The 23,395-nt window shown below is 72.9% G+C and carries 21 protein-coding genes; 7 read left to right on the top strand and 14 right to left on the bottom strand.

What is annotated here, in order from left to right:
- Positions 1-9 precede the first annotated feature (9 nt).
- On the top strand, positions 10-1,254 hold the full coding sequence (locus SSP24_RS14015; protein ID WP_141309844.1) for an ROK family protein: 1,245 nt from the start codon (positions 10-12) through the stop codon (positions 1,252-1,254).
- 67 nt (positions 1,255-1,321) lie between these two features.
- On the opposite strand, the gene SSP24_RS14020 is transcribed toward SSP24_RS14015, so the two are convergent.
- The 6 genes from SSP24_RS14020 to SSP24_RS14045 all read right to left on the bottom strand — a co-directional run bounded on the left by SSP24_RS14020 (position 1,322) and on the right by SSP24_RS14045 (position 6,335).
- Positions 1,322-2,086, bottom strand: a complete 765-nt coding sequence (locus SSP24_RS14020; protein WP_141309845.1) for an SDR family NAD(P)-dependent oxidoreductase — start codon at positions 2,084-2,086, stop codon at positions 1,322-1,324.
- 52 nt (positions 2,087-2,138) lie between these two features.
- Entirely contained in the window at positions 2,139-3,533 is a 1,395-nt protein-coding gene (locus tag SSP24_RS14025) for an MFS transporter (RefSeq protein WP_268255089.1), read from the bottom strand.
- A gap of 59 nt (positions 3,534-3,592) precedes the next feature.
- A complete protein-coding gene (locus tag SSP24_RS14030) occupies positions 3,593-4,177 on the bottom strand; it encodes a TetR/AcrR family transcriptional regulator (protein ID WP_141309847.1) in 585 nt (194 codons plus the stop codon).
- A 76-nt stretch (positions 4,178-4,253) separates the two neighbouring features.
- Entirely contained in the window at positions 4,254-5,162 is a 909-nt protein-coding gene (locus tag SSP24_RS14035; RefSeq protein WP_141309848.1) for a phosphotriesterase family protein, read from the bottom strand.
- A complete protein-coding gene (locus SSP24_RS14040; RefSeq protein ID WP_141309849.1) occupies positions 5,159-5,743 on the bottom strand; it encodes a DUF4865 family protein in 585 nt (194 codons plus the stop codon). The genes SSP24_RS14035 and SSP24_RS14040 overlap by 4 nt, the downstream gene beginning before the upstream one ends.
- A 4-nt stretch (positions 5,744-5,747) precedes the next feature.
- Complete coding sequence (locus SSP24_RS14045) at positions 5,748-6,335, bottom strand: TetR/AcrR family transcriptional regulator (protein WP_167529579.1); 588 nt, start codon at positions 6,333-6,335, stop codon at positions 5,748-5,750.
- A gap of 164 nt (positions 6,336-6,499) precedes the next feature.
- Here SSP24_RS14045 and SSP24_RS14050 point away from each other — a divergent pair, with 164 nt between their 5' ends.
- Genes SSP24_RS14050 through SSP24_RS14060 form a run of 3 tightly spaced genes read left to right on the top strand, consistent with a single transcriptional unit; the run spans position 6,500 to position 10,097 of the window.
- On the top strand, positions 6,500-6,790 hold the full coding sequence (locus tag SSP24_RS14050; RefSeq protein WP_141309851.1) for an SHOCT domain-containing protein: 291 nt from the start codon (positions 6,500-6,502) through the stop codon (positions 6,788-6,790).
- Entirely contained in the window at positions 6,787-7,539 is a 753-nt protein-coding gene (locus SSP24_RS14055; protein WP_141309852.1) for an ABC transporter ATP-binding protein, read from the top strand. The genes SSP24_RS14050 and SSP24_RS14055 overlap by 4 nt, the downstream gene beginning before the upstream one ends.
- Positions 7,536-10,097, top strand: a complete 2,562-nt coding sequence (locus SSP24_RS14060; protein ID WP_141309853.1) for an ABC transporter permease — start codon at positions 7,536-7,538, stop codon at positions 10,095-10,097. The genes SSP24_RS14055 and SSP24_RS14060 overlap by 4 nt, the downstream gene beginning before the upstream one ends.
- A 48-nt stretch (positions 10,098-10,145) precedes the next feature.
- Here SSP24_RS14060 and SSP24_RS14065 read toward each other — a convergent pair whose 3' ends face one another.
- Positions 10,146-10,670: an ATP-binding protein gene (locus tag SSP24_RS14065; RefSeq protein WP_141309854.1), complete on the bottom strand. Its 525-nt coding sequence runs from the start codon at positions 10,668-10,670 to the stop codon at positions 10,146-10,148.
- 267 nt (positions 10,671-10,937) lie between these two features.
- Positions 10,938-11,261, bottom strand: coding sequence for a hypothetical protein (locus tag SSP24_RS14070; protein WP_141309855.1), 324 nt, complete (start codon positions 11,259-11,261; stop codon positions 10,938-10,940).
- Positions 11,262-11,783: 522 nt separating this feature from the next.
- On the opposite strand from SSP24_RS14070, the gene cds1 reads away from it, so the two are divergent.
- On the top strand, positions 11,784-12,908 hold the full coding sequence (cds1, locus tag SSP24_RS14075) for an L-cysteine desulfhydrase Cds1 (RefSeq protein ID WP_141309856.1): 1,125 nt from the start codon (positions 11,784-11,786) through the stop codon (positions 12,906-12,908).
- 266 nt (positions 12,909-13,174) lie between these two features.
- Here the strand turns inward: cds1 and SSP24_RS14080 are convergent, their stop codons facing one another.
- Both SSP24_RS14080 and SSP24_RS14085 read right to left on the bottom strand, forming a co-directional pair.
- Positions 13,175-13,645 carry an SRPBCC family protein gene (locus SSP24_RS14080; RefSeq protein ID WP_141309857.1) on the bottom strand — a complete coding sequence of 157 codons (471 nt, stop codon included), beginning with the start codon at positions 13,643-13,645 and terminating at the stop codon, positions 13,175-13,177.
- An 81-nt stretch (positions 13,646-13,726) separates the two neighbouring features.
- The gene (locus tag SSP24_RS14085) at positions 13,727-14,557 is read right to left on the bottom strand and encodes a DeoR/GlpR family DNA-binding transcription regulator (protein WP_141309858.1); all 831 of its coding nucleotides are present in this window, start codon (positions 14,555-14,557) and stop codon (positions 13,727-13,729) included.
- Between the two features lie 302 nt (positions 14,558-14,859).
- On the opposite strand from SSP24_RS14085, the gene SSP24_RS14090 reads away from it, so the two are divergent.
- Positions 14,860-17,187 (top strand): hypothetical protein, encoded by a 2,328-nt coding sequence (locus SSP24_RS14090; RefSeq protein WP_373306721.1) that lies wholly within the window; start codon positions 14,860-14,862, stop codon positions 17,185-17,187.
- 4 nt (positions 17,188-17,191) lie between these two features.
- Here SSP24_RS14090 and SSP24_RS14095 read toward each other — a convergent pair whose 3' ends face one another.
- From SSP24_RS14095 to SSP24_RS14110, 4 genes are all read right to left on the bottom strand, one after another.
- Positions 17,192-19,633, bottom strand: a complete 2,442-nt coding sequence (locus SSP24_RS14095; RefSeq protein WP_167529580.1) for a right-handed parallel beta-helix repeat-containing protein — start codon at positions 19,631-19,633, stop codon at positions 17,192-17,194.
- A 158-nt stretch (positions 19,634-19,791) separates the two neighbouring features.
- Positions 19,792-20,394, bottom strand: a complete 603-nt coding sequence (locus SSP24_RS14100; protein WP_141309859.1) for an Rv1733c family protein — start codon at positions 20,392-20,394, stop codon at positions 19,792-19,794.
- Between the two features lie 178 nt (positions 20,395-20,572).
- The gene (locus SSP24_RS14105; RefSeq protein WP_141309860.1) at positions 20,573-21,397 is read right to left on the bottom strand and encodes an MOSC domain-containing protein; all 825 of its coding nucleotides are present in this window, start codon (positions 21,395-21,397) and stop codon (positions 20,573-20,575) included.
- A gap of 40 nt (positions 21,398-21,437) precedes the next feature.
- Entirely contained in the window at positions 21,438-21,872 is a 435-nt protein-coding gene (locus SSP24_RS14110; RefSeq protein ID WP_141309861.1) for a DUF6643 family protein, read from the bottom strand.
- 296 nt (positions 21,873-22,168) lie between these two features.
- Between SSP24_RS14110 and SSP24_RS14115 the strand changes: the two genes are divergently transcribed.
- Entirely contained in the window at positions 22,169-23,389 is a 1,221-nt protein-coding gene (locus SSP24_RS14115) for a TerD family protein (RefSeq protein WP_141309939.1), read from the top strand.
- Positions 23,390-23,395: the final 6 nt, after the last annotated feature.

Here is a 23,395-nt window from a genome sequence, read left to right on the forward strand (position 1 = left end):
CTCGCCTTCATGAGCGGCAAGGCGGACCCCCGGGCGGCGGGGGAAGGGACCACCTCGAGAACGCGGTTGGACCGGGGGCGCGGAGCGCTCGGGCCCGCGTTGGAGCTCGTGCACACCGGGCGCGCCCCGACCCGCGCCGTCCTCACCGCCGAACTCGGCGTGACCCGGGCCACGGCCGGCGCGGTCGCCGCGGAACTGGAGGCGCTGGGCCTGATCCGCGTCGACGCCCGGCCGGGTGCCGCCGCCGGGTCCCAGGGCCGCCCCTCGCACCGGCTGCAACTCGCCGAGGACGGCCCCGTGGCGCTCGCCGCGCAGGTGCACGCCGACGGGTTCAGGGCCGCCCTGGTCGGCCTCGGCGGGCGGATCGTCGCCACCGCGCCCGGCTGCGAGACCGTCGACGCCGATCCGGCGAAGGTCCTCGGGTCGGTGGTGGAGGCGGGCGCCGAGCTGCTGCGCGAGACCGGGCGGCGCTGCGTGGGTGCCGGGCTCGCGGTGCCGTCGGCGGTCGCCGAACCGGCCGGGCTGGCGCTGAACCCGCTGCACCTGGCGTGGCCGGCGGGGGCGCCCGTGCGGGAGATCTTCGCCGAGTGCGTGCGCGCGGCCGGGATCACCGGGCCCGCGTTCGCCGCCAACGACGTCAACCTCGCCGCGCTCGCCGAGCACCGGCACGGCGCCGGGCGGGGCGCCCGCGACCTGCTGTGCGTGGCCACCGGGCACCGGGGTGTGGGCGGTGCGCTGGTGCTCGACGGACGGCTGCACACGGGCAGTTCGGGCCTGGCGCTGGAGGTCGGCCACCTCACCGTCAACCCCGAGGGCCGCCCCTGCCACTGCGGCAGCCGCGGCTGCCTGGACGTCGAGGCCGACCCGCTGGCCTTCCTCACCACGGCGGGCCACGACCCCGGCCCCGAGGTGTCCCTGCTGAAGCAGGCCAACGACCTGATCCGGCACGAGTACGCCGACCCCGCCGTCCGCGCCGCCGCAGAGGCCCTCATCGACCGCCTCGGCCTCGGACTCGCCGGTCTGGTGAACATCCTCAACCCCGACCGGATCATCCTGGGCGGCCTGCACCGCACCCTCCTGGACGCCGATCCCGAGCGGCTGCGGGCGGTGGTCGCCGACCGCAGCCTGTGGGGGCAGAGCGGGGGAGTGCCGATCCTCGCCTGCTCCCTGGACCACAACAGCCTGGTCGGGGCGGCGGAGTTGGCCTGGCAGCCGGTGCTGGACGATCCGCTGGGGGCGCTGACGGCGGCGTGACGGCGGGCGCCGTACAGGGGCGTTCGCGACGGGTGCCGTACAGGGGCGGGCGCGACGGGTGCCGCTGCTACAGCGTGGCGCCGCCGTCGATGACCAGATCGGTCCCCACGACGGACCCGGCGGCGTCCGACGCCAGATACAGCACCGCCTGCGCCACCTCCTCCGTCGTGGAGATGCGGCCCAGCGGCGACTCCTCCTTCATCCGCGCGGCCCGCTCGGCCTCGGTTTCCCCGGCACGCAGCGACATGCTCGTGTCGGACGCACCGGGGCTCACCGCGTTGATCCGCACGCCGTCCGCGATGTACTCCAGGGCGGCCCCGCGGGTCAGCGAAGTGACGGCCGCCTTGGTCGCCGAGTACGCCGTGGTACCCGGCACCTGCTTGTGCCGCCCGAGGTTCGACGAGACGTTGACGATCACACCGCCACCGGCCTGCGTCCGCATCCGCCGGATCTCGGCCGACATGGCCAGGAAGACGCCGGTGACGTTGATATCGAGCACCGTCCGCCAGTCCTCCTCGGCCAGCTCGGCGAGCGGCCCGCCCCGGAAGACCCCGGCGTTGTTCACGGCGACATCGAGCGATCCGAACCGCTCCACGACCGCGTCGACGAGCGCCTCGACCTCGTCGGCCCGTGCCACATCGGCGACCTGGGCGACGGCGGTCCCACCGGCCTGCCGCACCAGCGCCACGGTCTCGTCGAGCGTCGCGCGCCCACGCCCGGCCACGACCACCCGGGCACCCTCGGCGGCGAACGCGAGAGCGACGGCCCGGCCGATACCGGACCCGCCACCGCTGACGAGGAAGGCACGACCGGAGAAGCGATTGCTGGACATGTGTCAGTTTCCTTTCGACAGGGGGAGTTGAAGCACTGGTACGACAGTGAGGTCAGCGTCGGCCGGACAGGCGAGCCGCGACCGCGGCCACCGTGAACAGGCCCGCCGCGGCCGCCAGGCTCGCCCGGTCGCCGCCGACGGCGAGCAGCGCGGCGAAGACGACGGTCGGCCCGACCTCCATCGCCGTGTTGTGGACACCGCCGGCCAGTCCGGTACGTCCGGCGGGCACCCGGTCGGTGGCCAGTACGGCCGCTCCCGCGAAGGAGGCGGCGGCCCCGGCCGGCAGCAGCACGAAACCGGGCAGGATTCCGGTGCCGTACGGGATATCGGCGTCGAGCCCGGTCAGCGCCAGCAGTCCGAGCCCGGCCGCGCCGAGCGCCAGCCCGCCGCCGGTGACGGCACCCGGCCCGTACCGTCCCACGAGTCGCCCCGCCGCCCGGCCGGAGACCAGGAGCGCGGCGGCGAAGGGCAGGAACGCGGCCGACGTCCGTAGCGCCGACCAGCCGCGTTCGTCCTGCAGATGCAGCGAGAACAGCACGAACACGGTGCTGGTTCCGGCGGCGGTGAGCGCGGTGGCCGCGAGCCCGAACATCCGCCGCCCGTCCCGCAGGAAGCTCGGCGGCAACAGCGGATCACGCGCCCGGCGTTCGACGGCGGCGAAGACGACCAGCAGCACCGCACCGACGGCCAGCGGGCCCAGCACCCGGGCCGAGCCCCATGACCACGCGTCGGTGCGGACGAGCCCATAACTGGCCGCGACGAGACCAGCCGTGGCCAGCACGGCTCCCGGGGTATCGAGCGGGCCGCTCCGCCTCGGCCCGCCGCCGCCGGGCAGCATCCGCGGCGCCAGCGACAACGCCACGACGGCGACGGCCGCCGGTACGGCCAGGGCCCCACGCCAGGACGACAGCGCGGAGATGACACCGGAGAGCAGATTCCCCGCCGTGGCCCCGAGCACCGACAGGCCGCCCCAGGTCGCCATCACGCGCCGGTACGCGGACGGCTCCGGGAAGAGCGTGCGCAGTACGGCCATGGCGGCCGGGGCGATCACGGCCGCGCCGGCGCCCTGCGCGAACCGCGCCGCGAGCAGCGTGCCGTACCCCGGAGCGAGGGGTGTGGCGAGGGAGGCCACGGCGAAGAGCAGCAGCCCGGCGATCAGCGTCCGGCGCCCGCCGTACCGGTCGGCGAGCCGTCCACCCAACAACAGCAGCCCGGCGAAGGTCAGCCCGTACGCGGCGCTCAGCAGCACCAAGTCGTCCCGGCCCAGGCCGAATTGCCGACCGATCTCCGGCAACGGCACGGCAATCGCGGCCAGAGTGAAGATCAGCGTGACCTGGAGCGAGCCGAGCAGGGCGAAGGAACGTCGAACGGCGTGCCGTGGCCGGACCGGCGCCGGGGTGCTGTCGAGCGTGGTCATGAAACCCTTCTTTCTTGACCGACCGGTCAATTATTGAGGCACACGTCCAGCTCGCATCGCCGCCGGACGTCGGCGTGCAGGCCGGGCGATCAGTCCAGCAGCATCAACGCCTGCTCCGCCGCGTCCCGCACCCGCGCCGGGTCCGACGACGCCTTCCCGGTCACCCGCAGCCCCTGCATCAGCACCAGCAGCATCCGGGCCAGCGCCCGCGGATCCCTGTCCTCGGGCAGCTCGCCCTGCGCCTGGGCGCGGACGAGCGCCGAGTGCAGCAGCGTTTCGGCGTGCTCCCAGCTCAGCTCCACCCGGCGGGCGGCCGCGGTGTCATGCGGGGCCAGCTCGGCCGCCGTGTTGGTGACCAGGCAGCCGATCGTGCGCCGGGCCTCGTTCGCGGCCTCTTCGGCGAACCTGCGTACCACCGCGCGCACGGCCGGCAGCGCCGGGCCCGGTTGTGACAGCTCCCGCGTGAGCAGGGGATTCATGGCCTCGCCATAGCGGTCCAGGGCCTTCATGTACAGGTCCCGCTTATTGCCGTACGTGGCGTAGATGCTGGCGCGTCCGATGCCGAGGTGCTCGACGAGATCCGCCATCGAGGTCGCCTCGTAACCCCGCTCCCAGAACAGTTCGAGGGCCGACTGGAGCACGGTGTCCGGATCGAATTCCTTGGTCCTGGCCATAACCCCGACCCTAGGCGATTCGAGAACGATCGGTCAATAAAATCGGTCAATAAATGCTGCTGGCCAATTACGCGCGTCAGTGCCACTCCACGGAGAAGGCCCGTGCCGGGTTCTCGGTGAGCATGCGCTCGACCACCTGCACTCCCACCGCCATTTCCAGCCTCGGCCGCACGCGTCGCAGCAGATACGGCATCCCGGGGCCGCCGCTCACCGAGCGCGCCCCGGCGGTGGTGGTGTCGCCGCCGAGGAGCAGTCGATCCGTGAATCCGGCCTCGGCCAGTGCCCGTACGGCGTTCGGCATGCGCCAGTCGGTTGCGTGGTGGGCGCGGGACGGGCCGTCGAAGGCGAGGTAGGCGCCCGCCTCGGCGGCCTGGTGGTGCACGACGAAGTCGGGGGAGCGGTTGAGGTGCCCGAGGATCACCCGGTCAGGCGGCATGCCCAACTCCCCGCACAGCAGGTCGAGTACGTCCAGTGCGCCCGTGCCCAGCTCCAGGTGGACGGCGACGGGTGCGCCGGTCGCGTGGTGGGCCTCGGCCGCGGCGGCCATGGTCCAGCGCGCGTGCGCGTCGAGCGCGTGGAACCCGGCCGCGACCTTGACGAACCCCGCACGGACGCCCGAGGCGCCGATGCCCTCCGTCAGCTCGGCGACGAACACCTCCGCGAGCCGCCCGCGCAGCCGCTCCAGCGTGCCCTCGCCGTAGTGACCGGCCTGGTGCAGCCCCGTCGCGGCCACGACATGCACCCCGCTCTCCCGGGCGAGCGCGGGCAGGTCGGCGGCCCGCCGCCCCAGCCCGTACGGCGTCCACTGCATCACGCCGCCCCCGCCCTGCGCGCGGAACGCGGCCAGCTCGGCCCGCGCCGCCGCGGCGTCCCGCAGTCCCTGACCGGGCAGCAGGGGAGTGGAGAGGAACAGGTGATCGTGGGCGTCGCACACGCCCAGCTGCTCGGGGAGGACATCGCCCAGCACCGTACGGAGCGTGCTCACCACTGGCGTCCCCGCGGCAGCGACTCCCGCTCCGGCGCGGACAGATGCAGCACCTGGAACACCTCACCCTCCGCCTTGGCCGGGTGGTCCGCCCACAGCGAGAAGTGGACGAGTTCCCAGCGTGCGGTGTCCACGGCCGCCGCCGCGCACACCGCACCGTCCTCGGCGGCCAGCCGCCCCGCCTCTCGCACCGCGTCCCCGACGACGTCGGACAACACCACGCCCTCTGGCACGGGTGTGCTCCTGCGTACGGCCACCCGCGCGTGCCCACCGACGGCGCCGCCCTCCTCGTACGCCAGACCCGTCCACTGCCGCACCACGGGCCGCCCGAAGTCCTCGCTCAGGCCCTGGAATCCGCCTCCCCAGAGGAAGGAGTTCATGCCCTCCACGGTGCGCCAGAGGTAGAACGGCGCGTACTGGTTGACGGGCGATCCGTGCACCCCGCGCTCGCGGATCAGATACGCCTTGAAGCCCAGGCCCGGCCAGTCGTCCAGCAGATGCCCGAGACGCGCCACGCGGGCGCGGATGACGCCCATCTCGTAGTCGGCGGGCAGCGTGCGCTCGTACTGCATGGCGTGCATCGGATCAGTCCCCTCGGGTGGACGGCGGGGCCAGCAGGGCGAGCAGCCCGCGTACCCCCGTGTCGAAGGCGGCCGGAGACCCTGACGCGCGGGCCAGGACGTAACCGCCCTGCACGGTCGCGACGATCGCCGCGGCGATCTCCTCGCCGTCCAGGTGCGGCGCGAACTGGCCCTGCTCCTGGCCCTCCTCGAACAGTCCGGCGAGCCGTTCGCGGAGCCAGTCGAGGGTCTCGTCGACGGGTGCGCGCAGCTCGTCGCTCGCGATCACGTCCGGGTCCATGGTCAGCCGGCCGACCGGGCAGCCGCGCAGCACATCGCGCTCGCGTCGCAGATACGCCGCGATCCGCTCGTACGGCGTTCCCGGCCCGCCGAGTACTCCCTCGGCGGTAGCCCGCATTTCGTCGGCGGTCCGCCGGATCGCGGCCAGGGCGAGATCCGGCTTGCCCTTGAAGTGGTGGTACATGCTGCCCTGCCCGGCGCCCGCACGCTCCAGGATCGCCTTGGGGCTCGTGCCCACATAGCCGCGCTCCCACAGCAGCTCGCGGGTGGACTCGATCAGTCGCTCCGAGGTGCTCATACGGTCAATGTACATACTAGTAGTTACAGAATCCATGGAGCAGCTCACAGACGCCTGCCTACTCCCCGGGAGGTACGCGCACAGCCGCTGGCCGTACGACGACCCGGCACCCTCCCCGGAGCCAGTCTCGAAGCGTCATCGAACGAGACCTTCAGAGACCTACTGGGAGATGAACCACCGTGCAGACCCTCGCACACTGGGACGGCGGTCCCGGCCCCTGGATCCTGCTCTTCCCGCTGATCTGGGCGGCCGTGATACTGGGCGCCGTCACCCTTCTGCGCCGCACCGTCTGGAGCGGCCGTCGGGCGCCATGGCGCCCCATGGACGACACCCGCCCGTCCGGCGACTCGCCCATCGCCATCATCGGCCGCCGCTTTGCCTCCGGCGAGATCGACGAGGACGAGTACTGGCGCCGACTGTCCGTCCTGGAAGAGCAGTTCGGCCGTACCGGCAAGGGCGGTGCGGCATGACCGTCGTGACCACCGCGAGCCGTACCGCCGCACGCGTGCAGGACGCCGTCAAGGTGTACGGCTCGGGGGACACGGCCGTGAGGGCCCTGGACGGGGTGAGCGTCGGCTTTCCGGCCGGACGCTTCACCGCGATCATGGGGCCCTCGGGCTCCGGCAAGTCCACCCTGATGCACTGCGCGGCCGGACTGGACACGCTCACCTCCGGCGCCGCCTACATCGGCGACACCGACCTGGGCGCCCTCGACGACCGCCGCCTGACCCTGCTGCGCCGCGACCGGATCGGCTTCGTCTTCCAGGCGTTCAACCTGGTGCCGACGCTGACCGTCGCCGAGAACATCACCCTGCCGCTGGACCTCGCCGGCAGCCGGGGCGACGCGGAGTGGATCGACGCGCTGGTCGACGTCGTCGGCCTGCGCGACCGGCTCCACCACCGGCCCGCCGAGCTCTCCGGCGGCCAGCAGCAACGCGTCGCCGTGGCCCGCGCCTTCGCCGGCCGCCCGGACGTGGTGTTCGCCGACGAGCCGACCGGCAATCTCGACTCCCGTTCCGGCGAGGAGGTGCTGGGGCTGCTCGGCCGGGCCGTGCGCCAGATGGAGCGCACGGTCGTCATGGTCACCCACGACCCGGTCGCCGCCGCCCACGCCGACGAGGTCGTGTTCCTGGCCGACGGGCGCCTGGTCGACCGTATGGAATCCCCGACCGCCGACAAGGTCCTGGACCGTCTCAAAGCCTTCGAGGTGCCCTCATGAACGCCTCCGTACGCCTGAGCGTGTCCTCGCTGCGGGCGCACCAGCGCCGCTTCGCCGGTACGTTCCTCGCCGTGTTCCTCGGGGTCGCCTTCCTCGCCGGGACGCTGGTGATGGGCGACACGCTGCGGGCGAGCTTCGACTCCATGTTCGGCAGCGCGACCAGCGGCACGGACGCCGTGGTCCGCAGCGCCGGCGCCATCACGACACCCGGCGAGAGCCAGGGCGTGCGCCGGCCGGTCGACGCCGACCTGTCCGAGACCGTCGCGCAGGTGCCCGGCGTCGCGGCCGCCGAGCCCAGCATCGAGGGCGCCGGTCAGCTGCTCGGCGCGAACGGCGACCCCATCGGCGGGCAGGGCCCGCCCACCGTCGCCGGGAACTGGATCAGCGATCCGGAGCTCAACCCGTACGAACTCGCCGAAGGCCGTGCCCCGGAGCGGTCAGGCGAGGTCGTCGTCAACCGTGGCACCGCGGAGCTCGGCGGTCTGAAGATCGGCGACACGACGACCCTGCGCACGCCCGATCCGGTCGAGGTCAGGATCGTCGGCCTCGCGACCTTCGGCGGCGCGGACGGCATGGCCCAGGTCACCTTCACGGGCATGACCCGGGCCGACGCCGAGAAGTACCTCACCGCACGGCCGGGCGAGGCGGCGAGCATTCTCGTGCGGGCCGGTCCGGGCGTGGGGGAGCGGGAGCTGGTCGAGCGGCTGACGCCCGTACTGCCCAAGGGGGTCGAGGCCATCACCGGTCAGGAGTCGGCGCAGGAGAACACCGACATGATCTCCAGCCAGTTCCTGAGCATCTTCACCACCTTCCTGCTCGTGTTCTCCGGTGTCGCCCTGCTGGTCGCGACCTTCTCCATCCACAACACCTTCGCGATCGTCGTGGCCCAACGCACCCGGGAGAACGCCCTGTTGCGGGCCCTCGGTGCTTCCCGCCGCCAGGTCACCGCGTCGACCCTCGTCGAGGCGGGTGCCGTGGCGGTGACCGCGTCGGCCGCCGGGCTCGCGGGCGGCATCGGGATCGCGGCCGGACTGCAGGCGCTGTTCCCGGCGATCGGATTCCCCTTCCCCGAGGGCGACTTGGTGATCAGCGGCCTGTCGATGCTGCTGCCGCTGGCCGTCGGCATCGTGGTCTGCCTGGGCTCCGCCCTGCTCCCCGCCGTCCGCGCCGGCCGCACCGCACCCCTGGCCGCCCTGCGGGAGACGGCCGTCGACTCCTCCGGCGCCTCCCGCGCCCGCGCCGTCACCGGCGCCGCCCTCGCCGCCCTCGCGCTGGCACTCACGCTCACCGGCGTCCTGGTGTCCCCCTCGGTGTGGCTCGCGGGCGGCGGCGCCGTGCTGGCCCTGGTGTCCTTCGTGGTCCTCGGCCCGGTCGCCTCCTCCACCGCCGTACGTTTCCTCGGCGGCCCCCTCGACCGGCTGCGCGGCGTCACCGGCGGCCTCGCCCGGCGCAACGCCCTGCGCAGCCCGAAGCGGACGGCCGCCACGGCGAGCGCGCTGATGATCGGCGTGGCGGTCGTATCGCTGTTCACGGTGTTCGGGGCGTCCCTGAAGGCCACGATGGACCAGACCGTGTCACGGTCGTTCGCGGGCGACGTCGCCATCAGCACCCCGTCCCTCGGCGGGGGCGGCAGCGGGCTCAGCCCGGCGCTCGCGGAGGCCATAGGACGACTGCCCGAGGTGGACACGGCCGTCGGGCTCGGCAGCGGAGTCGCCGAGGTGGCGGGACAGGGGCGCGCCCTGACCGTCACCGACCCGGTCGCCCTGGGGCGCACCTTCGACCTCGGCCAGGTCCGGGGCTCCCTGGACGCGCTCGGCACCGACGGCATCGCGATCACCGAGAACGAGGCCGACCAGCAGGGCCTCGCGACGGGGGACAAGGTCCGGCTGGCCTTCACCGACGGCGCGACCGAGACGTTCACCGTCCGTGCGGTGTACGGGCAGTCCGAGCTGGCGGGGGACTACGTCATCACCCGGGCCGCCTGGGCCCCGCACCGCATCCAGGACTCCGACCGCCTGGTCGCCGTAACGTTCAGGGACGGTGTGGGCGCGGACGCGGGCAAGGCCGCCGTGGAACGCGCCGCCGCGCGGTACGGCAACCCGGACGTGCAGACCCGCGACGAGTACGCGCAGTCCTCGGCCGGCGGGATCGACATGATGCTCACGCTCGTCTACGCCCTGCTCGCGCTCGCCGTGCTCATCGCGCTGCTCGGCATCGCCAACACCCTGACGCTGGCGATCCACGAACGCACCCGCGAACTGGGCCTGCTGCGGGCCGTCGGCCAGACCCGGCCCCAACTGCGGGCCATGGTCCGCTGGGAGTCCGTCCTGGTCGCGGCGTTCGGTACGGCGGGCGGGCTCGGGCTTGGTGCCTTCCTCGGCTGGGTGCTGGTGACGGCCTCCGACGGCGCGAGCGACAGCGCCTTCGCCTTCGCCGTGCCGCCTCTGCAACTCGCTGTCGTGGCGCTGGTCGGCCTCGCGGCGGGGGCCCTCGCGGGGCTGCGCCCGGCCCGGCGCGCCGCCCGGCTGGACGTACTGCGGGCGATCGCCACGGAGTGACGCCGTTCAGCGAGTCCCGCGTGCCCGCGTGGTCCGCTCACCGCCCGGTCAGCCGACAACGGCCGACCGGGCGGGAGTGTGTTCGGGCGCGCGGCCGACGGGCTCGACCTCCGCGAAGCGGCGTGCGGGCTCCGTGGCCGTACGGCGGGCCGGGCGCGGCGGTGCCTTTACGGCGGGCGTCGTCGTGGGCAGCGTGAACCAGACGACCTTGCCGCTGTCGCCGTCGGGCCGTACACCCCAGCTCTCGCTCATCGCCGCCACCATCGCGAGCCCGCGCCCGCAGGTGGCCAGCGGATCCGCGTCCGCCACGACGGGCAGACGCGGGTCGTGGTCGCGCACCGAGACCATGAGTCGGTCGAGCAGCAGCTCGATCTCCACGGTGCACGTCTTGTCGGGTTGGGCATGCCGGTGGACGTTCGAGAGCAACTCCGTCACACCGAGCGCCGCTCGGTCTATCAGGGGATCCAGATGCCAGTAGCGCAACTGCGCAGATACGATTCTGCGGACCTGGCCGATCCGCGACGGCAGGGCTTGGAGCTCCACCGTGCAGTGCCTGCTTGGGTGACTGATCACGGCTGCGACTCCCCGACGTGAGGTCCGGAAGAACACGGAGTTCGGATCCAGCAGCGCCTGCGTGAAATGGCCGCCTGCTGTCGTGTCCGGCGGGCTGGTTCGCAGCGTTATCGCCGGTAAACCCAGAGTGACGTGAAACCAGAGTGACGTACGGGGTGTAGGGCCGCAACTCGCGGCGTTCGGGGCGTCGGGTGGGCCCGCGCGTTCTCGGCCACCGTGGTGCGCCGCCGCCACCGGTCCGCGGCCCGGCCCCTACGTCACCGCCCGTCAGCTGCCACGGCCCGCTGCCCTGCGTACGGCCTCTATGAACCGGCGTGCCGCGGGTGGGCCCGGCTCGCCCGGGGCGGGGTCGTGCTCGCCCAGGGTCAGCACATAACGCTTGCCGTTGAGGTCGGCCAGCGCGCGGTCCCCGGAGGCGAACCACGGCTTCGACGCCCGCACCGCCTGCACCGGCGCGCTGTCGATCTCGCTGCCGTAGCTGGTGAGCAACTCGACCCGGCCGCCGCTGATCCGGACCTGCCCGGCCCGCGTGAGAGAGCGCAGGCCCTTCCCGATCCGCACGCCCAAGGCCGTGAACTCCGGCTCCGCCATGCCCTCCCGCCCCTTCGTCGCCCGCGGGTCCTGTTCGGGGTGTCCGTCCCACCCGGTGCAGTGTGCACGCCACCGAAGTCGCGCACCAGTGCGCACGTCACCCAGGCATAGGCCACCCGGTGCACTCACGCGAATGCGCCCCCGAGGGGGCTGGGGCGGGGGTGTGGTGTGCGGCGGATCGCGGCAGCGCTGGTGCGTGACAGTCGTCCCCGATGCAGCGCGTAACGGTGCCTGGTGAGGCTGTGCGTGAAGGGCTCTCGTGAGGGGTCGAGGGGCCGGTGCGGCGGTCCGCTACGAGGAGCCGACGCGACGTCCTTTCGCGGGTCCGGCGCGGCGGCTGCGCGACGTCCCCCGTAGGCTGCCGCGCTCAGCGGTCGAACTGTCCGACGACTCCACCCCCAGTGCCGCCTTTGAGCCGCCCAAAGATGCGTTTATGCAGGTGAGAAGCGTGCGCAAGCTGCTTATGATCGGTGTGTCGGCCGCGCGACGCGCCGTCGGCGTGCAGCCCTAAGGAGCCCCGCCGTGACCACCCCCCAGCAGATCCGGACCGGCGCCACCGTCGACGTCGACCGCACCGACGCCGCCTACCGCGTCTGGCTCAAGGACGCCGTCCGCAAGGTGCAGGCCGACGCCAACCGCTCGGCCGACACCCACCTCCTCCGCTTCCCGCTGCCGGAACACTGGGGCATCGACCTGTACCTCAAGGACGAGTCGACCCACCCCACCGGCAGCCTCAAGCACCGCCTCGCCCGCTCGCTGTTCCTCTACGGCCTCTGCAATGGCTGGATCCGCCCGGGCCGCCCGGTGATCGAGGCGTCCAGTGGCTCGACGGCGGTCTCCGAGGCGTACTTCGCGAAGCTGATCGGCGTTCCCTTCATCGCGGTGATGCCGCGCACGACCAGCGCCGAGAAGTGCCGCCTGATCGAGTTCCACGGCGGCCGGTGCCACTTCGTGGACGACTCCCGCCGGATGTACGAGGAGTCCGCCCGCCTCGCGGCCGAGACCGGCGGCCATTACATGGACCAGTTCACCTACGCGGAACGGGCCACGGACTGGCGCGGCAACAACAACATCGCCGAATCCATCTTCCGCCAGCTGGAGTTGGAGCGGTTCCCGGAGCCCGCGTGGATCGTCGCCACGGCTGGCACCGGCGGCACCTCGGCGACCATCGCGCGCTACGTCCACTACATGCAGTACGACACGCGCGTCTGCGTCGCCGACCCGGAGAACTCCTGCTTCTTCGAGGGCTGGACCACCGGCGATCCGGACGTCACCTGCGACTGCGGCTCCCGTATCGAGGGCATCGGCAGGCCCCGTATGGAACCGAGCTTCGTGCCCGGCGCGATCGACCGGATGATGAAGGTGCCGGACGCGGCGAGCGTCGCCGCGGTACGCGCCCTGGAGCAGGCCATCGGCCGCAAGGCGGGCGGCTCCACGGGCACCGGGCTGTGGAGCGCGCTGAAGATCGTCGCGGAGATGGTCGCCGAGGGACGTACCGGCAGCGTCGTCACCCTGCTGTGCGACCCGGGCGACCGCTACCTCGACAAGTACTACTCGGACGCCTGGCTGGCCGAGCAGGGCCTGGACATCACCCCGTACACCGCGGCGATCGAGTCGCTGCTGGCGACGGGCATCTGGCCGGACTGACGCGCCAAGGCCGCCCACCGCGCCGGCCGCGGGTCGAGTCGCCGCGGCTACGGGCGTCCGGCCTGGGTTGGGTGCCCTGCTGCGTCGGCCGAGGGTCGAGTCGCTTTGCCCACGGGCGTCCGGCGGGACCGAGGCTCCCCCTACCGCGCCAGGCGCGGGCCGAGTCCGCCGTGGTCACGGGTGTCCGGCCTGGGTTGGGTGCCCTGCTGCGTCGGCCGAGGGTCGAGTCGCTTTGCCCACGGGCGTCCGGCCGGACCGAGACCGACCTACCGCGCCAGCCGCCGGTCCAGCGCCGTCACCGCGTCCCGGAACGCCCGCCCAAGGCCCGGCCGGGCCAGTCTCAGCACCGCGCGGAACACGGGCGGTCCGTCGGCCGCGAACGTCCACTGCACGCGTGTACCGGCACCGGCAGGTGTCAGCCGCCACTCCTCGACGAGTGCGCGGACGCCCGGTGCGTTGGTCTCGTCGACGCGATACGCGTACGCCTCGGGCGCCTTCGCCACGAGGATCGTCTCCGCGAACCGCGTACCGCCCCGCAGCCGGACCTCCCGCCCGGCACCGCCGTCGGTCGGCCGGGCCAGCGTCACCGCCGAGAACCACTCCGTCCAGCCGGCCACGTCCTCGGCGAGCGCGTGGAAGACAGGCTCCGGGGGAGCGGCGATCTCCCGTGCGAAGACCAGCCGTACCGGAGCGGACCGGACGAAGTCAACGTCCACCGGACGCAGACGGCGCGCCATACGAACCCCCTGTGCGACGAGCAGGGACCGGGCCGCTCACCCTAGTTGGCGATCCGTCCGATGTCTGCGCCCAGGACGGCGTCAGAGCGCGTCGGCGCCCTCGTCCTCACCCGCCACGATCAGATGCCGCAGATGCTCCGCGATCTCCTCCCGCGCCTCGGCGGGCAGCCCCGCGTCGGTCACCAGCGTGTCGACCTGCTCCAGCGTCGCGAACGAACTCAGGCCGACCGTGCCCCACTTGGTGTGGTCGGCGACCACCACGACCCGGCGCGCCGACTGCACCAGCCGCCGGTTTGTCTCGGCCTCCGCGAGGTTCGGCGTCGACAGACCGGCCTCCGTCGATATCCCGTGCACACCGAGGAACAGCACGTCGAAGTGGAGCGTGGCGATCGCCTGGTCGGCCACCGGCCCCACCAGGGAGTCGGACGGCGTGCGCACCCCGCCGGTCAGCACCACCGTGGCCGCGCCCTGCCGCTGGCCCGCCGAGCGCTGCGCGGAGTGGAAGACGTCGGCCACCCGCACCGAGTTCGTGACCACGGTGAGGTCGGGGACCTCCAGCAGATGATGCGCCAGCGCGTACGTCGTCGTACCGCCCGACAGCGCGATCGCGGAACCCGGCGCCACCAGCTCCGCCGCGGCCTTCGCGATGTCCTCCTTGGCGCTCAGCTCCAGGCCCGACTTGGCCTCGAAGCCCGGCTCGTGGGTGCTCGCCTCCAGCACCGGCACCGCACCGCCGTGCACCTTCTCCAGGACGCCCTGGCGGGCCAGCGCGTCCAGATCGCGGCGGACGGTCATGTCCGACACGCCGAGCTTGCGGGTCAGCTCGTTGACCCGCACGCCGCCGCGCCGCCGCACCTCGTCCAGGATCAGGGCGCGCCGCTGCTCCGCGAGGAGGTTCTGATTCTCGCTCACGTACGCTCCGGTCCTTTCCTCAAGCCGTCTGACACACCCTCGCACCTGCTCCGACTAGGACATTCTTGCCGCCCCGGTGCGTTGGCGTCCCATATTCGCACGGGTTGGCCCGGGTCGCGCCACCGGCTGCTCGACGCGCACATGTCACCTGCGTCTCATCGGTTGCTCGTTCCTCACTAGGATCGGGGAGATTCCGTGACGAGGGGTGTGCATCGCACCGCCAGGGGAGATCCTGGTCCCGCATGGACATGCCGATGGCGCGTCCTGGGGGAACTGCACAAGACACGGGGGAAGTACGAAAAGTGGAAAGCACGCAGGAACGCGGCCTGAACGACGGGGCGACCGGCCCCGCGCCCCGGCCCGCGCAGGCCGGGGCCGCCCTGGAACTGCTGGTCCACGGCGTGGGCGGGGCCACGCCCGAGCACATGCTCGACGATCCTCGCACCGTGCGGGTCTCCGGTGACGACACGGCGGCCGTGTTCCGGCGTGCCGACGACGTGGAGGCGGAGAAGCGTCCCGTAGACCCGGACGGCCGCCCGGTGCCGGAGGCGTACGTCTGGTGCAACCTCACCTCCGGAAACGGCGCGCGAGCCCTGTGGCTGCTGTTACTGCCGTTCATGGTGGCGAACCTCGCCCACTGGATGCGCCCCACGGCCCACGATCGCACGCGCACCATCCGTCTCTACGGGCTGCTGGTGCGGCTCGTCGGCCTCAGTCTGACCGTGCTGCTGGTCGCGGCCGCCTGCGAGGTCGCCCTGGACCTCACGGCGTGGCAGTGCGCGGGCACGCGCGCGTGCGCCGAGCGGCACACCTGGCTGGGCTTCCTGTCGCCCACCGCCTCGGGCGACGGCTGGTGGAGCCCGCCGGGCCGCCGCCTGGCCCTGGCGTCCCTGGTGCCCATCGCCCTGGTCGGCCTCCTCTGGTACCTCTCCCGGCGCACCTGGAGCGCGTACGAATCCGAGCAGCCGCTCGTCCGCGAACCCGACGAGGACACCGCCCGCAGCGCGCTGGGCCGCCCCGGCTTCTGGTACGGCCGGCGCCTGGTCGCCCGGCTGCGCGGCGCCCACACCGCCGCGGGCCTGCTGACGGTGGCCGCCGCCGTCGCCCAGGCCGCCGCCCGGCACGACCGCGAGGCCGGTGGCCCGGCCGCCCTGGAGACGCTGGGGTGGCTGCTGGAGGCAGCGCTCGTGCTCGGCGCGGTGATGGTGGTCGTGGCCGTCTGCCGACGCGGCCGCAGCGAGAAGCACCTCGACCGGGAGATCGACGCCTCCCTCGTACGACACCTGCCGCTCGCCGCCCTCGTCCTGCTCGCCCTCACCCTGGTGTACGCCTGCTGGGAGCGCCCGGCGTGGGAATCGGACGGCCGGTTGCCGGGCGACGCGGCGTTCGGCGGCATCGCCCTGGTCCAGGGCCTGCTGGTGATCGTCCTCGCTGTCGTCGCCCACTTGCTTTACCGCAGCGATCCCGACCCACGTTCCGCGATGCGGGGCCTGGCTGGTCCCGCCGTCGCGATGCTGGCCTGCGCACTGGGGGGCGTGATGTCCGGCGGCGTGTCCCAGCGGGTCGCCGACTGGGTGGACGGCACCCGGGCCTCCATCCCCGGCGCACCGGTCCTGCTGACCTGGCAGGCGTCCGTCATCCCGCCGCTGCTCGTGGTCCTGCTGCTGCTCGCCGGCTCGCAGGCCTGGCGCACCCTGCGGCTGGCCCGCGCCGAGCGTGCCGCCGTCGAACAGGACTACGCGGGAGAGGCCAAGGACCCCGACCGCACCCGCCGTATCGCCCGCACGCGCGCGATGGCCACGCTCACCGACCGCGGCCCACTCTTCGTCGCCGCCCTCTCCACCGTCACCCTGCTCCTGGGCACCGGTGCGCTGCTCGGCGCGCTGACGACCGACAAGACCCCGAGCCACGCCGCGCAGCACGCCCACCCCTTCGTCCACGGCGCCGTGGACACCGCCCAGGCCCTCGGCTCCTGGCTGATCGGGCTCGGCTTCATCCTGTTCGTCACCCTGGGTCGGCGCGCCTACAAGGACAGGTCCGCGCGGCGCACCGTCGGCGTCCTGTGGGACGTCGGCACCTTCTGGCCGCGCGCCGCCCACCCCTTCGCACCGCCCTGCTACGCCGAGCGCGCGGTGCCTGACCTGACCTGGCGGATCAGCACCTGGACCCGCACCACGGGCGGCCGTCTGGTGATCTCCGGCCACTCCCAGGGCAGCGTCCTGGCCGCCGCCGCGGCCTGGCAACTGACTCCGGCCGTGCGCAAGCGGGTCGCGCTGCTGACGTACGGCTCACCCCTGGAGCGCCTGTACGGCCGCTGGTTCCCGGCCCACTTCGGCCCGGCCGCCCTCGCCGCCCTGCACGACGAGGTCGACTGCTGGCGCAACCTGTACCGCGTCACCGACCCGATCGGCGGCCCCGTACGACTGCCCGACGGCGACGGCACGGCGGTCGACTGCGCGCCGATGAAGGACCCCCTGGCGCACGGCCGCACCGCCCTCCACCCACTGCCCGCCCCGATCCTCGGCCACTCCGACTACCAGGCCGACCCGACCTTCGACCGGGAACGCGGGCAACTGCTCGACCGGCTCCGCCCCGACCTGCCGGGCCAGCGCCCCGGGGACGCGCTCTAGCAGCTCACGTGAGGTCGGGCAGATCCTCCGCGTACAGCAGAGTCAGGTCGTCCGTGCTCGGTTCGTCGAGCTGGGCGACCCGGCTCGCGTGGCGCTCCACCATCGCCTCGAACGTCTGCCGCGCGGTACGGCCGTTGCCGAACGCGGGGCCCTTCGGGATCGCCGTGAAGTACTTCAGCAGGGCTTCGGCGGCACCCGGCGCCAGCCGGTACTCGTGCTCCTCCGCTTGCTGCTCCACGATCCGCAGCAGCTCCTCGGGGCCGTAGTCGCTGAAGGTGATGGTGCGTGAGAAGCGGGACGCCACCCCGGGGTTGACGGACAGGAAGCGCTCCATCTCGGCCGTGTAGCCCGCGACGATCACCACGACCGCGTCCCGGTGGTCCTCCATCAGCTTCACCAGCGTGTCGATGGCCTCCTTGCCGAAGTCCCGGCCCGCGTCCTCCGGGGACAGCGCGTACGCCTCGTCGATGAACAGCACGCCGCCACGCGCCCGTTCGAACGCCTCCTGGGTGCGGATGGCGGTCGAGCCGATGTGCTCGCCGACCAGGTCGACACGGGACACCTCGACCAGGTGGCCCTTGTCCAGCACACCGAGCGAGGCGAGGATCTCGCCGTACAGCCGCGCGACCGTGGTCTTGCCAGTGCCGGGGGAGCCCGTGAAGACCAGGTGCCGCTTGACCGACGCGGCCTTCAGGCCCGCCTGCTGCCGGCGCCGGCCCACCTCGATCATGTCGGTGAGGGCCCGCACCTCGCGCTTGACGCTCTCCAGGCCCACCAGAGCGTCCAGTTCACCCAGGACGGCCTTGGACGTCCGGGCCGGCGTCTGCGGCTGTGCGGCGGCGACGAGCGGCTCCTGCTCGGTCGTGCGCTGCCCGGGGATCGCCCCCAGCAGCCCCGGCGACTGAGCGGCCGTCTGGACGGCCGGCTCCGGAGGTGCCGTGGGCATGCGCAGCCCCGCGCTCTCGTCGCTGGTGCAGTCCTCGACGACCGGTCCCGCGCCCGACTCGGCGTCCGGACCGCCGTCCGCGAACTCGTAACCGCCGCGCGCGCAACGCTCCGTACGGCACTTCCTGAGCGTCGTACGGCAGCCGTCGAGCACATGGAAGCCGTACCCGCCACTGCCCCGCACCCGGCAGTTCAGGAAGCTGCCGCGGCCGCCCGCCGAGACGTAGAACCCGGCCTCGGCGGGGGAGTCGACCGTGCACCGCTCGATGGTGGGGTCGGCGCCCTTGGTGACGATCACGCCGGTCTGGGTGCCGTCCAGCGTGCAGTTGTTGAGGGTGCCGCCGCTGCCGTGGTCGCGGAACCACGCGCCGGTCGCGGCGTCCCGGATCCGGCAGTCGTCGAGCTGCGCGGTCGCCCCGTCGCTCACCGACACCGCCGTGTTGCGCACCTGGGACAGGTCGCTGTCGACGACGTCCGCGCGCGAGCCGCGGTCCAGGACGAACAGCGCGTCGGGCACGTCGTGCACCCGGCAGGAGTCCAGCACCGCCGTGGCGCCGTCGCTGACCCAGACCGCCGGGTAGTCGCCGGTGCTGTCGAAGATCTCGCACTGGTTGGCGTCCACGCGCGTGCCCGGGTCCCACACCGACAGGCCGTTGCGCCCGAACTGCCGCACGCTGGTGCGGGTCAGCGTCAGCACGGAGCGGGAGCGCAGGTCTACCGCGTTCTCGGGAATGTCGTGGATGCGGCAGTCGGCGAGGGTGAGCACGGCGTCCGTGTCGAGGGTGACACCGTCGGCCGTGGTGCGGTGCACATCGCAGTCGGTGAGGTGGGCGGTGGCCCGGCCGGTGATCTGCACACCACTGCCCCGGACCTCGTACACCTCGCAACCGACCGCCTCCAGCGCGGAGTTCTCACCTGTCGCGGTGAGGCCCGAACCCGAGGCGTGGTGCACCCGGCAGCGCTCCAGACGCGGATGCGCGCCGCCGCGCACCGCCACGCCGGCCTGCCCGGCCGCGACGACCTCGCAGTCCTCGAACACGCCGCCCCCGCCGTCGACCACCGCGATCCCGATGCCCGCCGGATTGTCGACGGTGCACCGCCGCACGGTCGGCCGCGCGCTCCCGCGCACCTCGATCCCGGCGGCGGACCGCGTGACCACCCGCACGTCGGTCAGCTCGGGCGCGCCCTCCTCGACGAGCAGCGCGGGCACGGCCGCGTCCTGGCCCTCGACATGCAGGTCCTGGACCACCGCGGAGGCGCGCACGGTGAGCGGCACCCCGTCGACGGGCGCGATCCGCACGGAGCCGGGCGAGCCCTCGGGTCCGCGCAGGGTCACCGCCCGCTGGACGACGAGGTTCTCCCGGTAGGTCCCCGGGGCGATGGTGAGCACATCACCGTCGGCCGCGGCCTCCAGGGCGGCGGCGAGCGATGTGTACTCACCCGTGCGGCGCCGCCACCGCGATGTACCGGCGTGCGTCACCTGGACCGTGCCCTGTGCCATGGCGTTGTTGTGCCCCCACCTCGGTCGTACTGATGGCTTGTTCGCCCTCGGGGCGCGCCCCTGAAGCTCGCTCGCGCGCAGGTCGATGCCGAAGTCGGCTTCGGCCGGTCCACCGTAGCGTGCGCGCGGACGCCGGGTTGACCGGAGCCGGAAGGCTGTCAGCTGCCGGTGCCGGTCCTGCCCCAGTCCGGGCCCGCCCGCTCCCATGCCTGGTCCCAACGCGCGTACCGGCGAAGGACCATACGCCAGACGATCAGCCGTCTGCCGCCCTCCACGAGGCACGCGGTCAGCAGCGCCACGCCGAACCCGGCGAGGACGGCGTGCGTCGACGCCGTGGCGGGGTCCAGCGGGCGGGCCACCATGCGCCCCTGCTCGTCGGTCCATATCGTGAACCGGTCGCCCGGCTCGGGCGACTTGAGGCGGGTCAGTGCCGGGCCGTTCTGATAGGTGCCGTCCGGGGCGGTCCAATGGGCGAGCACGCGCGTCCTGCTGTCCCGCGAGGCCGTCTCGGGGTCGGCGGCAAGCGGGGCGCGGTCCAGCTCCCGGACGACGGTGGCCGTCACCAGGTGCCGGGACGCGCGCTGCTCCCGGACGGACTTCTGGAGGCTGTCCTCGGCGACGGAGCCGACGAGGGAGCCGATCACGGGCGCGACGAGGAGTATCAGCAGCAGGGCGGTCAGCGCCACCCAGGCCTCGACGAGGTCGGTCGTGCGGCGCAGCGGATTGTGCCGCCAGCGCCACAGGCCGCGAACAGCGCGCATGTCCCGCACCCCCTTCCCGCTCCATGACAACCCCCGGCGGAGCCGCTCACAGGCGGTCCCGGTCAAAGAGAGAGCGACATCACGTGCGCCCCGGGCCTCTCATGAACGACTCACAAAGGCCCAACGCCCAGGTGGCGCGCATGGGTTCCCGCCCGACCGGACTTCCCGGCGATATCGCTCATTCGAGGACACGGACCGGGTCACCGACCCGGATCGTGCCCTGGGACCTGGGCACGAGATTCTGACCGAAGATCAGCTTTCCGTCGATCCGGCGGTGCCGCCCGAGGGTGCGCAGGGGCTCCCGGCCGCGCTCGGCGGTGCCCTGGTCGGTCGTCGTCACGACGCACCGGCCGCACATCTTGGCGACACGGAACTCGACCTCGCCGATGGCGATGCGCCGCCAGCCGTCCTCGGCCCAGGGTGCGGTGCCCGCGACGACCACGTTCGGCCGGAAGCGGTTCATCGGCAGCGGGCCCTCCTCGGCCAGACCGTCCTCGGCTATCAGCGAGTTCAGGGCGTCGAGGGAGGCGACCGAGGTGAGCAGCAGGGGATAGCCGTCGGCGAACGAGACCGTCTCACCGGGCAGCGCGTAGTCCGGGTCGACGGGCCGACGGGTGGCCGGGTCGTCCATGTGGACCAGACGTGTGCCCGCACCGACGTACGCACTGCACCACGCGTGCGCGGCGTCGGCGGCGAGGACCCCCTCCACCTTGGTCCCGAAGATGTCCAGCGTGACCATGGCGGCCGGCTCCGGGACGGGCACGGTCAGGGGGTCGAGACCCGGCGCGGACAGCCGGACGCCGCCGCCGGGCAGCAGCTCGGCGGCGGCCAGCGCAAGGCGCGGTTGCTGGCGTTGCGTGACGACCTTTCCCCCGTCGTCGATCAGCACCCAGCGTCTGTCCCCGGCCAGCCCCCAGGGCTCCACAACGGCCTCACGGGGCGCCAGGCCCCGGAACGCCTTGACCGGATGGACGTGAATCGAATGCAGCTCCGCGTTCCCCATGAGGCCATCGTGCCAGGCGGCACCGACAACCACGCGGGGATCAGTAGCCGCGGTACTGCTGGTTGTTGTACGGGTCCTGGTACGGCGCCGGGGTGGGCCGGGGAGCCGCCGGGCGCATCGCCTCGTACCCCGTGCCGCCGGGCGCCGCGGGGCGCGGCTGCTGCGGCTGCGGGCCGGGGTAGCCCCGGGGCGCGGCCGCCTGCTGCGGGATGTACGCGGTCGGCGCCTGCTGCAGCGGAGCGGGCTGCGGCGCCTGGGGGTAGCCGTAGGAGGGCTGGGACGGTGCCGCCGGGAGGGCGGGCAGCGCGGACGGGAGCGCGGGCAGGTGGCTGCCCGGGGTGTCGTACGCGGCGGGGACCCGGATCGGGGCGATCTGCGGGGTGCCCCGCTCGGCCACGAGCGAGTCGTAGATCGGAGTGTCCGGGAAGGAGGCGGAGTAGTAGCCGCCGCCATAGGTGGAGCGGGGGGAGGTCATGGCACATAAGTTAAGCCCACGATGTGCTGGTTGGGGAGACCGATAAGAGGGTTGTTTTCTGCGTCCGTGGTGACGTGGGATCCCCAATGCGAGCGAACTTGGGAAAAAGGGGCGCCAAGCGGCGGCAGAATCGTGTAAAGGCTCAGTTCCCAGGGGGTTACCGGCGGTTGGCCACTCGTCTTTCGCACTCCCCATGGGCGTTCGACGTCATGGGCAATACGTTGGAACGCACGGAGAACCCGATGGGCTGCCGGGACGCGACCTGGCGGTGACAGGTGATGGGGGCGGACATGTCAATGCCGAAGGGATCGAATGTCCCGGTGCCGACGACGGCGCTGCGGGTGGAACTGGGGTGGCGCTCCGGACCGGGCGTCCCCGACACCGACGCCTCGGCGCTGCTGCTGGTGGGCGGAAAGGTGCGCTCGGACGCGGATTTCGTCTTCTACAACCAGCCGCAGCACTCCTCCGGAGCGATCCGGCACGAGGGCAAGCGGGACGCCGGCGGCCGGGTCACCGACACGCTGCTCGTCGACCTCGCGCGCGTCGAGCCCGCCATCGAGACGATCGTGCTCGTCGCGTCGGCGGACGGCGGGACGTTCGCGCAGGTGCCGGGTCTGTACATCGAGGTCAAGGACGCCGCCCAGGGCACGGTGGCCGCCCGGTTCGACAGCGCGGGCGCGACCGTGGAAACGGCCTTCGTGCTCGGTGAGTTCTACCGGCGCCAGGGCACCTGGAAGTTCCGCGCCGTCGGCCAGGGATACAGCAGCGGCCTGGAAGGCCTGGCCACGGACTTCGGCATCACGGTGGACGAGCCGCAGCACACGGCACCCAGCGCGCCGCCGGTGACCACGACTCCGCCGCCTGTCCCGACGGCGCCTGTCCAGCTCACCAAGGTCACGCTGACCAAGGCCTCCCCGTCGGTGTCGCTGACCAAGCAGGGCGGGACGTCGGGCGCCATGCGCGTGAACCTCAACTGGCGGGTGCGCAAACAGTTCTCGGGGTGGGGCGGCAAGCGCGGCCGTGCGGTCGCCATGCACTCGGACCTCGACCTCGACCTGTGCGCCCTGTACGAACTCAACGACGGCAGCAAGGGCGTCGTACAGGCCCTCGGCAACGCGTTCGGATCCCTGCACCAGCCGCCGTACATCCACCTCGACGGCGACGACCGCACCGGTGCCGTGGAGAGCGGCGAGAACCTCACCATCAACCTCGACCACAAGCAGGCGTTCCGGCGGATCCTGGTGTTCGTCACCATCTACGAGGGCGCCAGCTCCTTCGCCGATCTGCACGCCACGGTCACCCTGCAGCCGCAGTTCGGCGCGCCGATCGAGTTCTCCCTGGACGAGTGCACGGTCCGCTCCCCGGTGTGCGCGCTCGCGCTCATCACCAACACCGGCACTGACCTGGTCGTCCAGCGCGAGGCCCGCTACCTGGTGCCCGATCGCGGGGTGGGCATGCAGCGGGCCGTCGACCGCGCTTACGGGTGGGGCATGAACTGGACGCCCGGCCGCAAGTGAACCCTC

It is taken from the genome of Streptomyces spinoverrucosus (assembly GCF_006539505.1).
Classification (GTDB): domain Bacteria; phylum Actinomycetota; class Actinomycetes; order Streptomycetales; family Streptomycetaceae; genus Streptomyces; species Streptomyces spinoverrucosus.

Coding starts and splice junctions, on each gene's coding strand:
- SSP24_RS14020 (WP_141309845.1), bottom strand. CDS start 2,086: ATGTCCAGCAATCGCTTCTCCGGTCGTGCCTTCCTCGTCAGCGGTGGC.
- SSP24_RS14115 (WP_141309939.1), top strand. CDS start 22,169: ATGCCGAAGGGATCGAATGTCCCGGTGCCGACGACGGCGCTGCGGGTG.
- SSP24_RS14095 (WP_167529580.1), bottom strand. CDS start 19,633: ATGGCACAGGGCACGGTCCAGGTGACGCACGCCGGTACATCGCGGTGG.
- SSP24_RS14040 (WP_141309849.1), bottom strand. CDS start 5,743: ATGCACGCCATGCAGTACGAGCGCACGCTGCCCGCCGACTACGAGATG.
- SSP24_RS14100 (WP_141309859.1), bottom strand. CDS start 20,394: ATGCGCGCTGTTCGCGGCCTGTGGCGCTGGCGGCACAATCCGCTGCGC.
- SSP24_RS14030 (WP_141309847.1), bottom strand. CDS start 4,177: ATGGCCAGGACCAAGGAATTCGATCCGGACACCGTGCTCCAGTCGGCC.
- SSP24_RS14015 (WP_141309844.1), top strand. CDS start 10: ATGAGCGGCAAGGCGGACCCCCGGGCGGCGGGGGAAGGGACCACCTCG.
- SSP24_RS14045 (WP_167529579.1), bottom strand. CDS start 6,335: ATGTACATTGACCGTATGAGCACCTCGGAGCGACTGATCGAGTCCACC.
- SSP24_RS14080 (WP_141309857.1), bottom strand. CDS start 13,645: ATGGCGCGCCGTCTGCGTCCGGTGGACGTTGACTTCGTCCGGTCCGCT.
- SSP24_RS14070 (WP_141309855.1), bottom strand. CDS start 11,261: ATGGCGGAGCCGGAGTTCACGGCCTTGGGCGTGCGGATCGGGAAGGGC.
- SSP24_RS14060 (WP_141309853.1), top strand. CDS start 7,536: ATGAACGCCTCCGTACGCCTGAGCGTGTCCTCGCTGCGGGCGCACCAG.
- SSP24_RS14055 (WP_141309852.1), top strand. CDS start 6,787: ATGACCGTCGTGACCACCGCGAGCCGTACCGCCGCACGCGTGCAGGAC.
- SSP24_RS14110 (WP_141309861.1), bottom strand. CDS start 21,872: ATGACCTCCCCCCGCTCCACCTATGGCGGCGGCTACTACTCCGCCTCC.
- SSP24_RS14105 (WP_141309860.1), bottom strand. CDS start 21,397: ATGGGGAACGCGGAGCTGCATTCGATTCACGTCCATCCGGTCAAGGCG.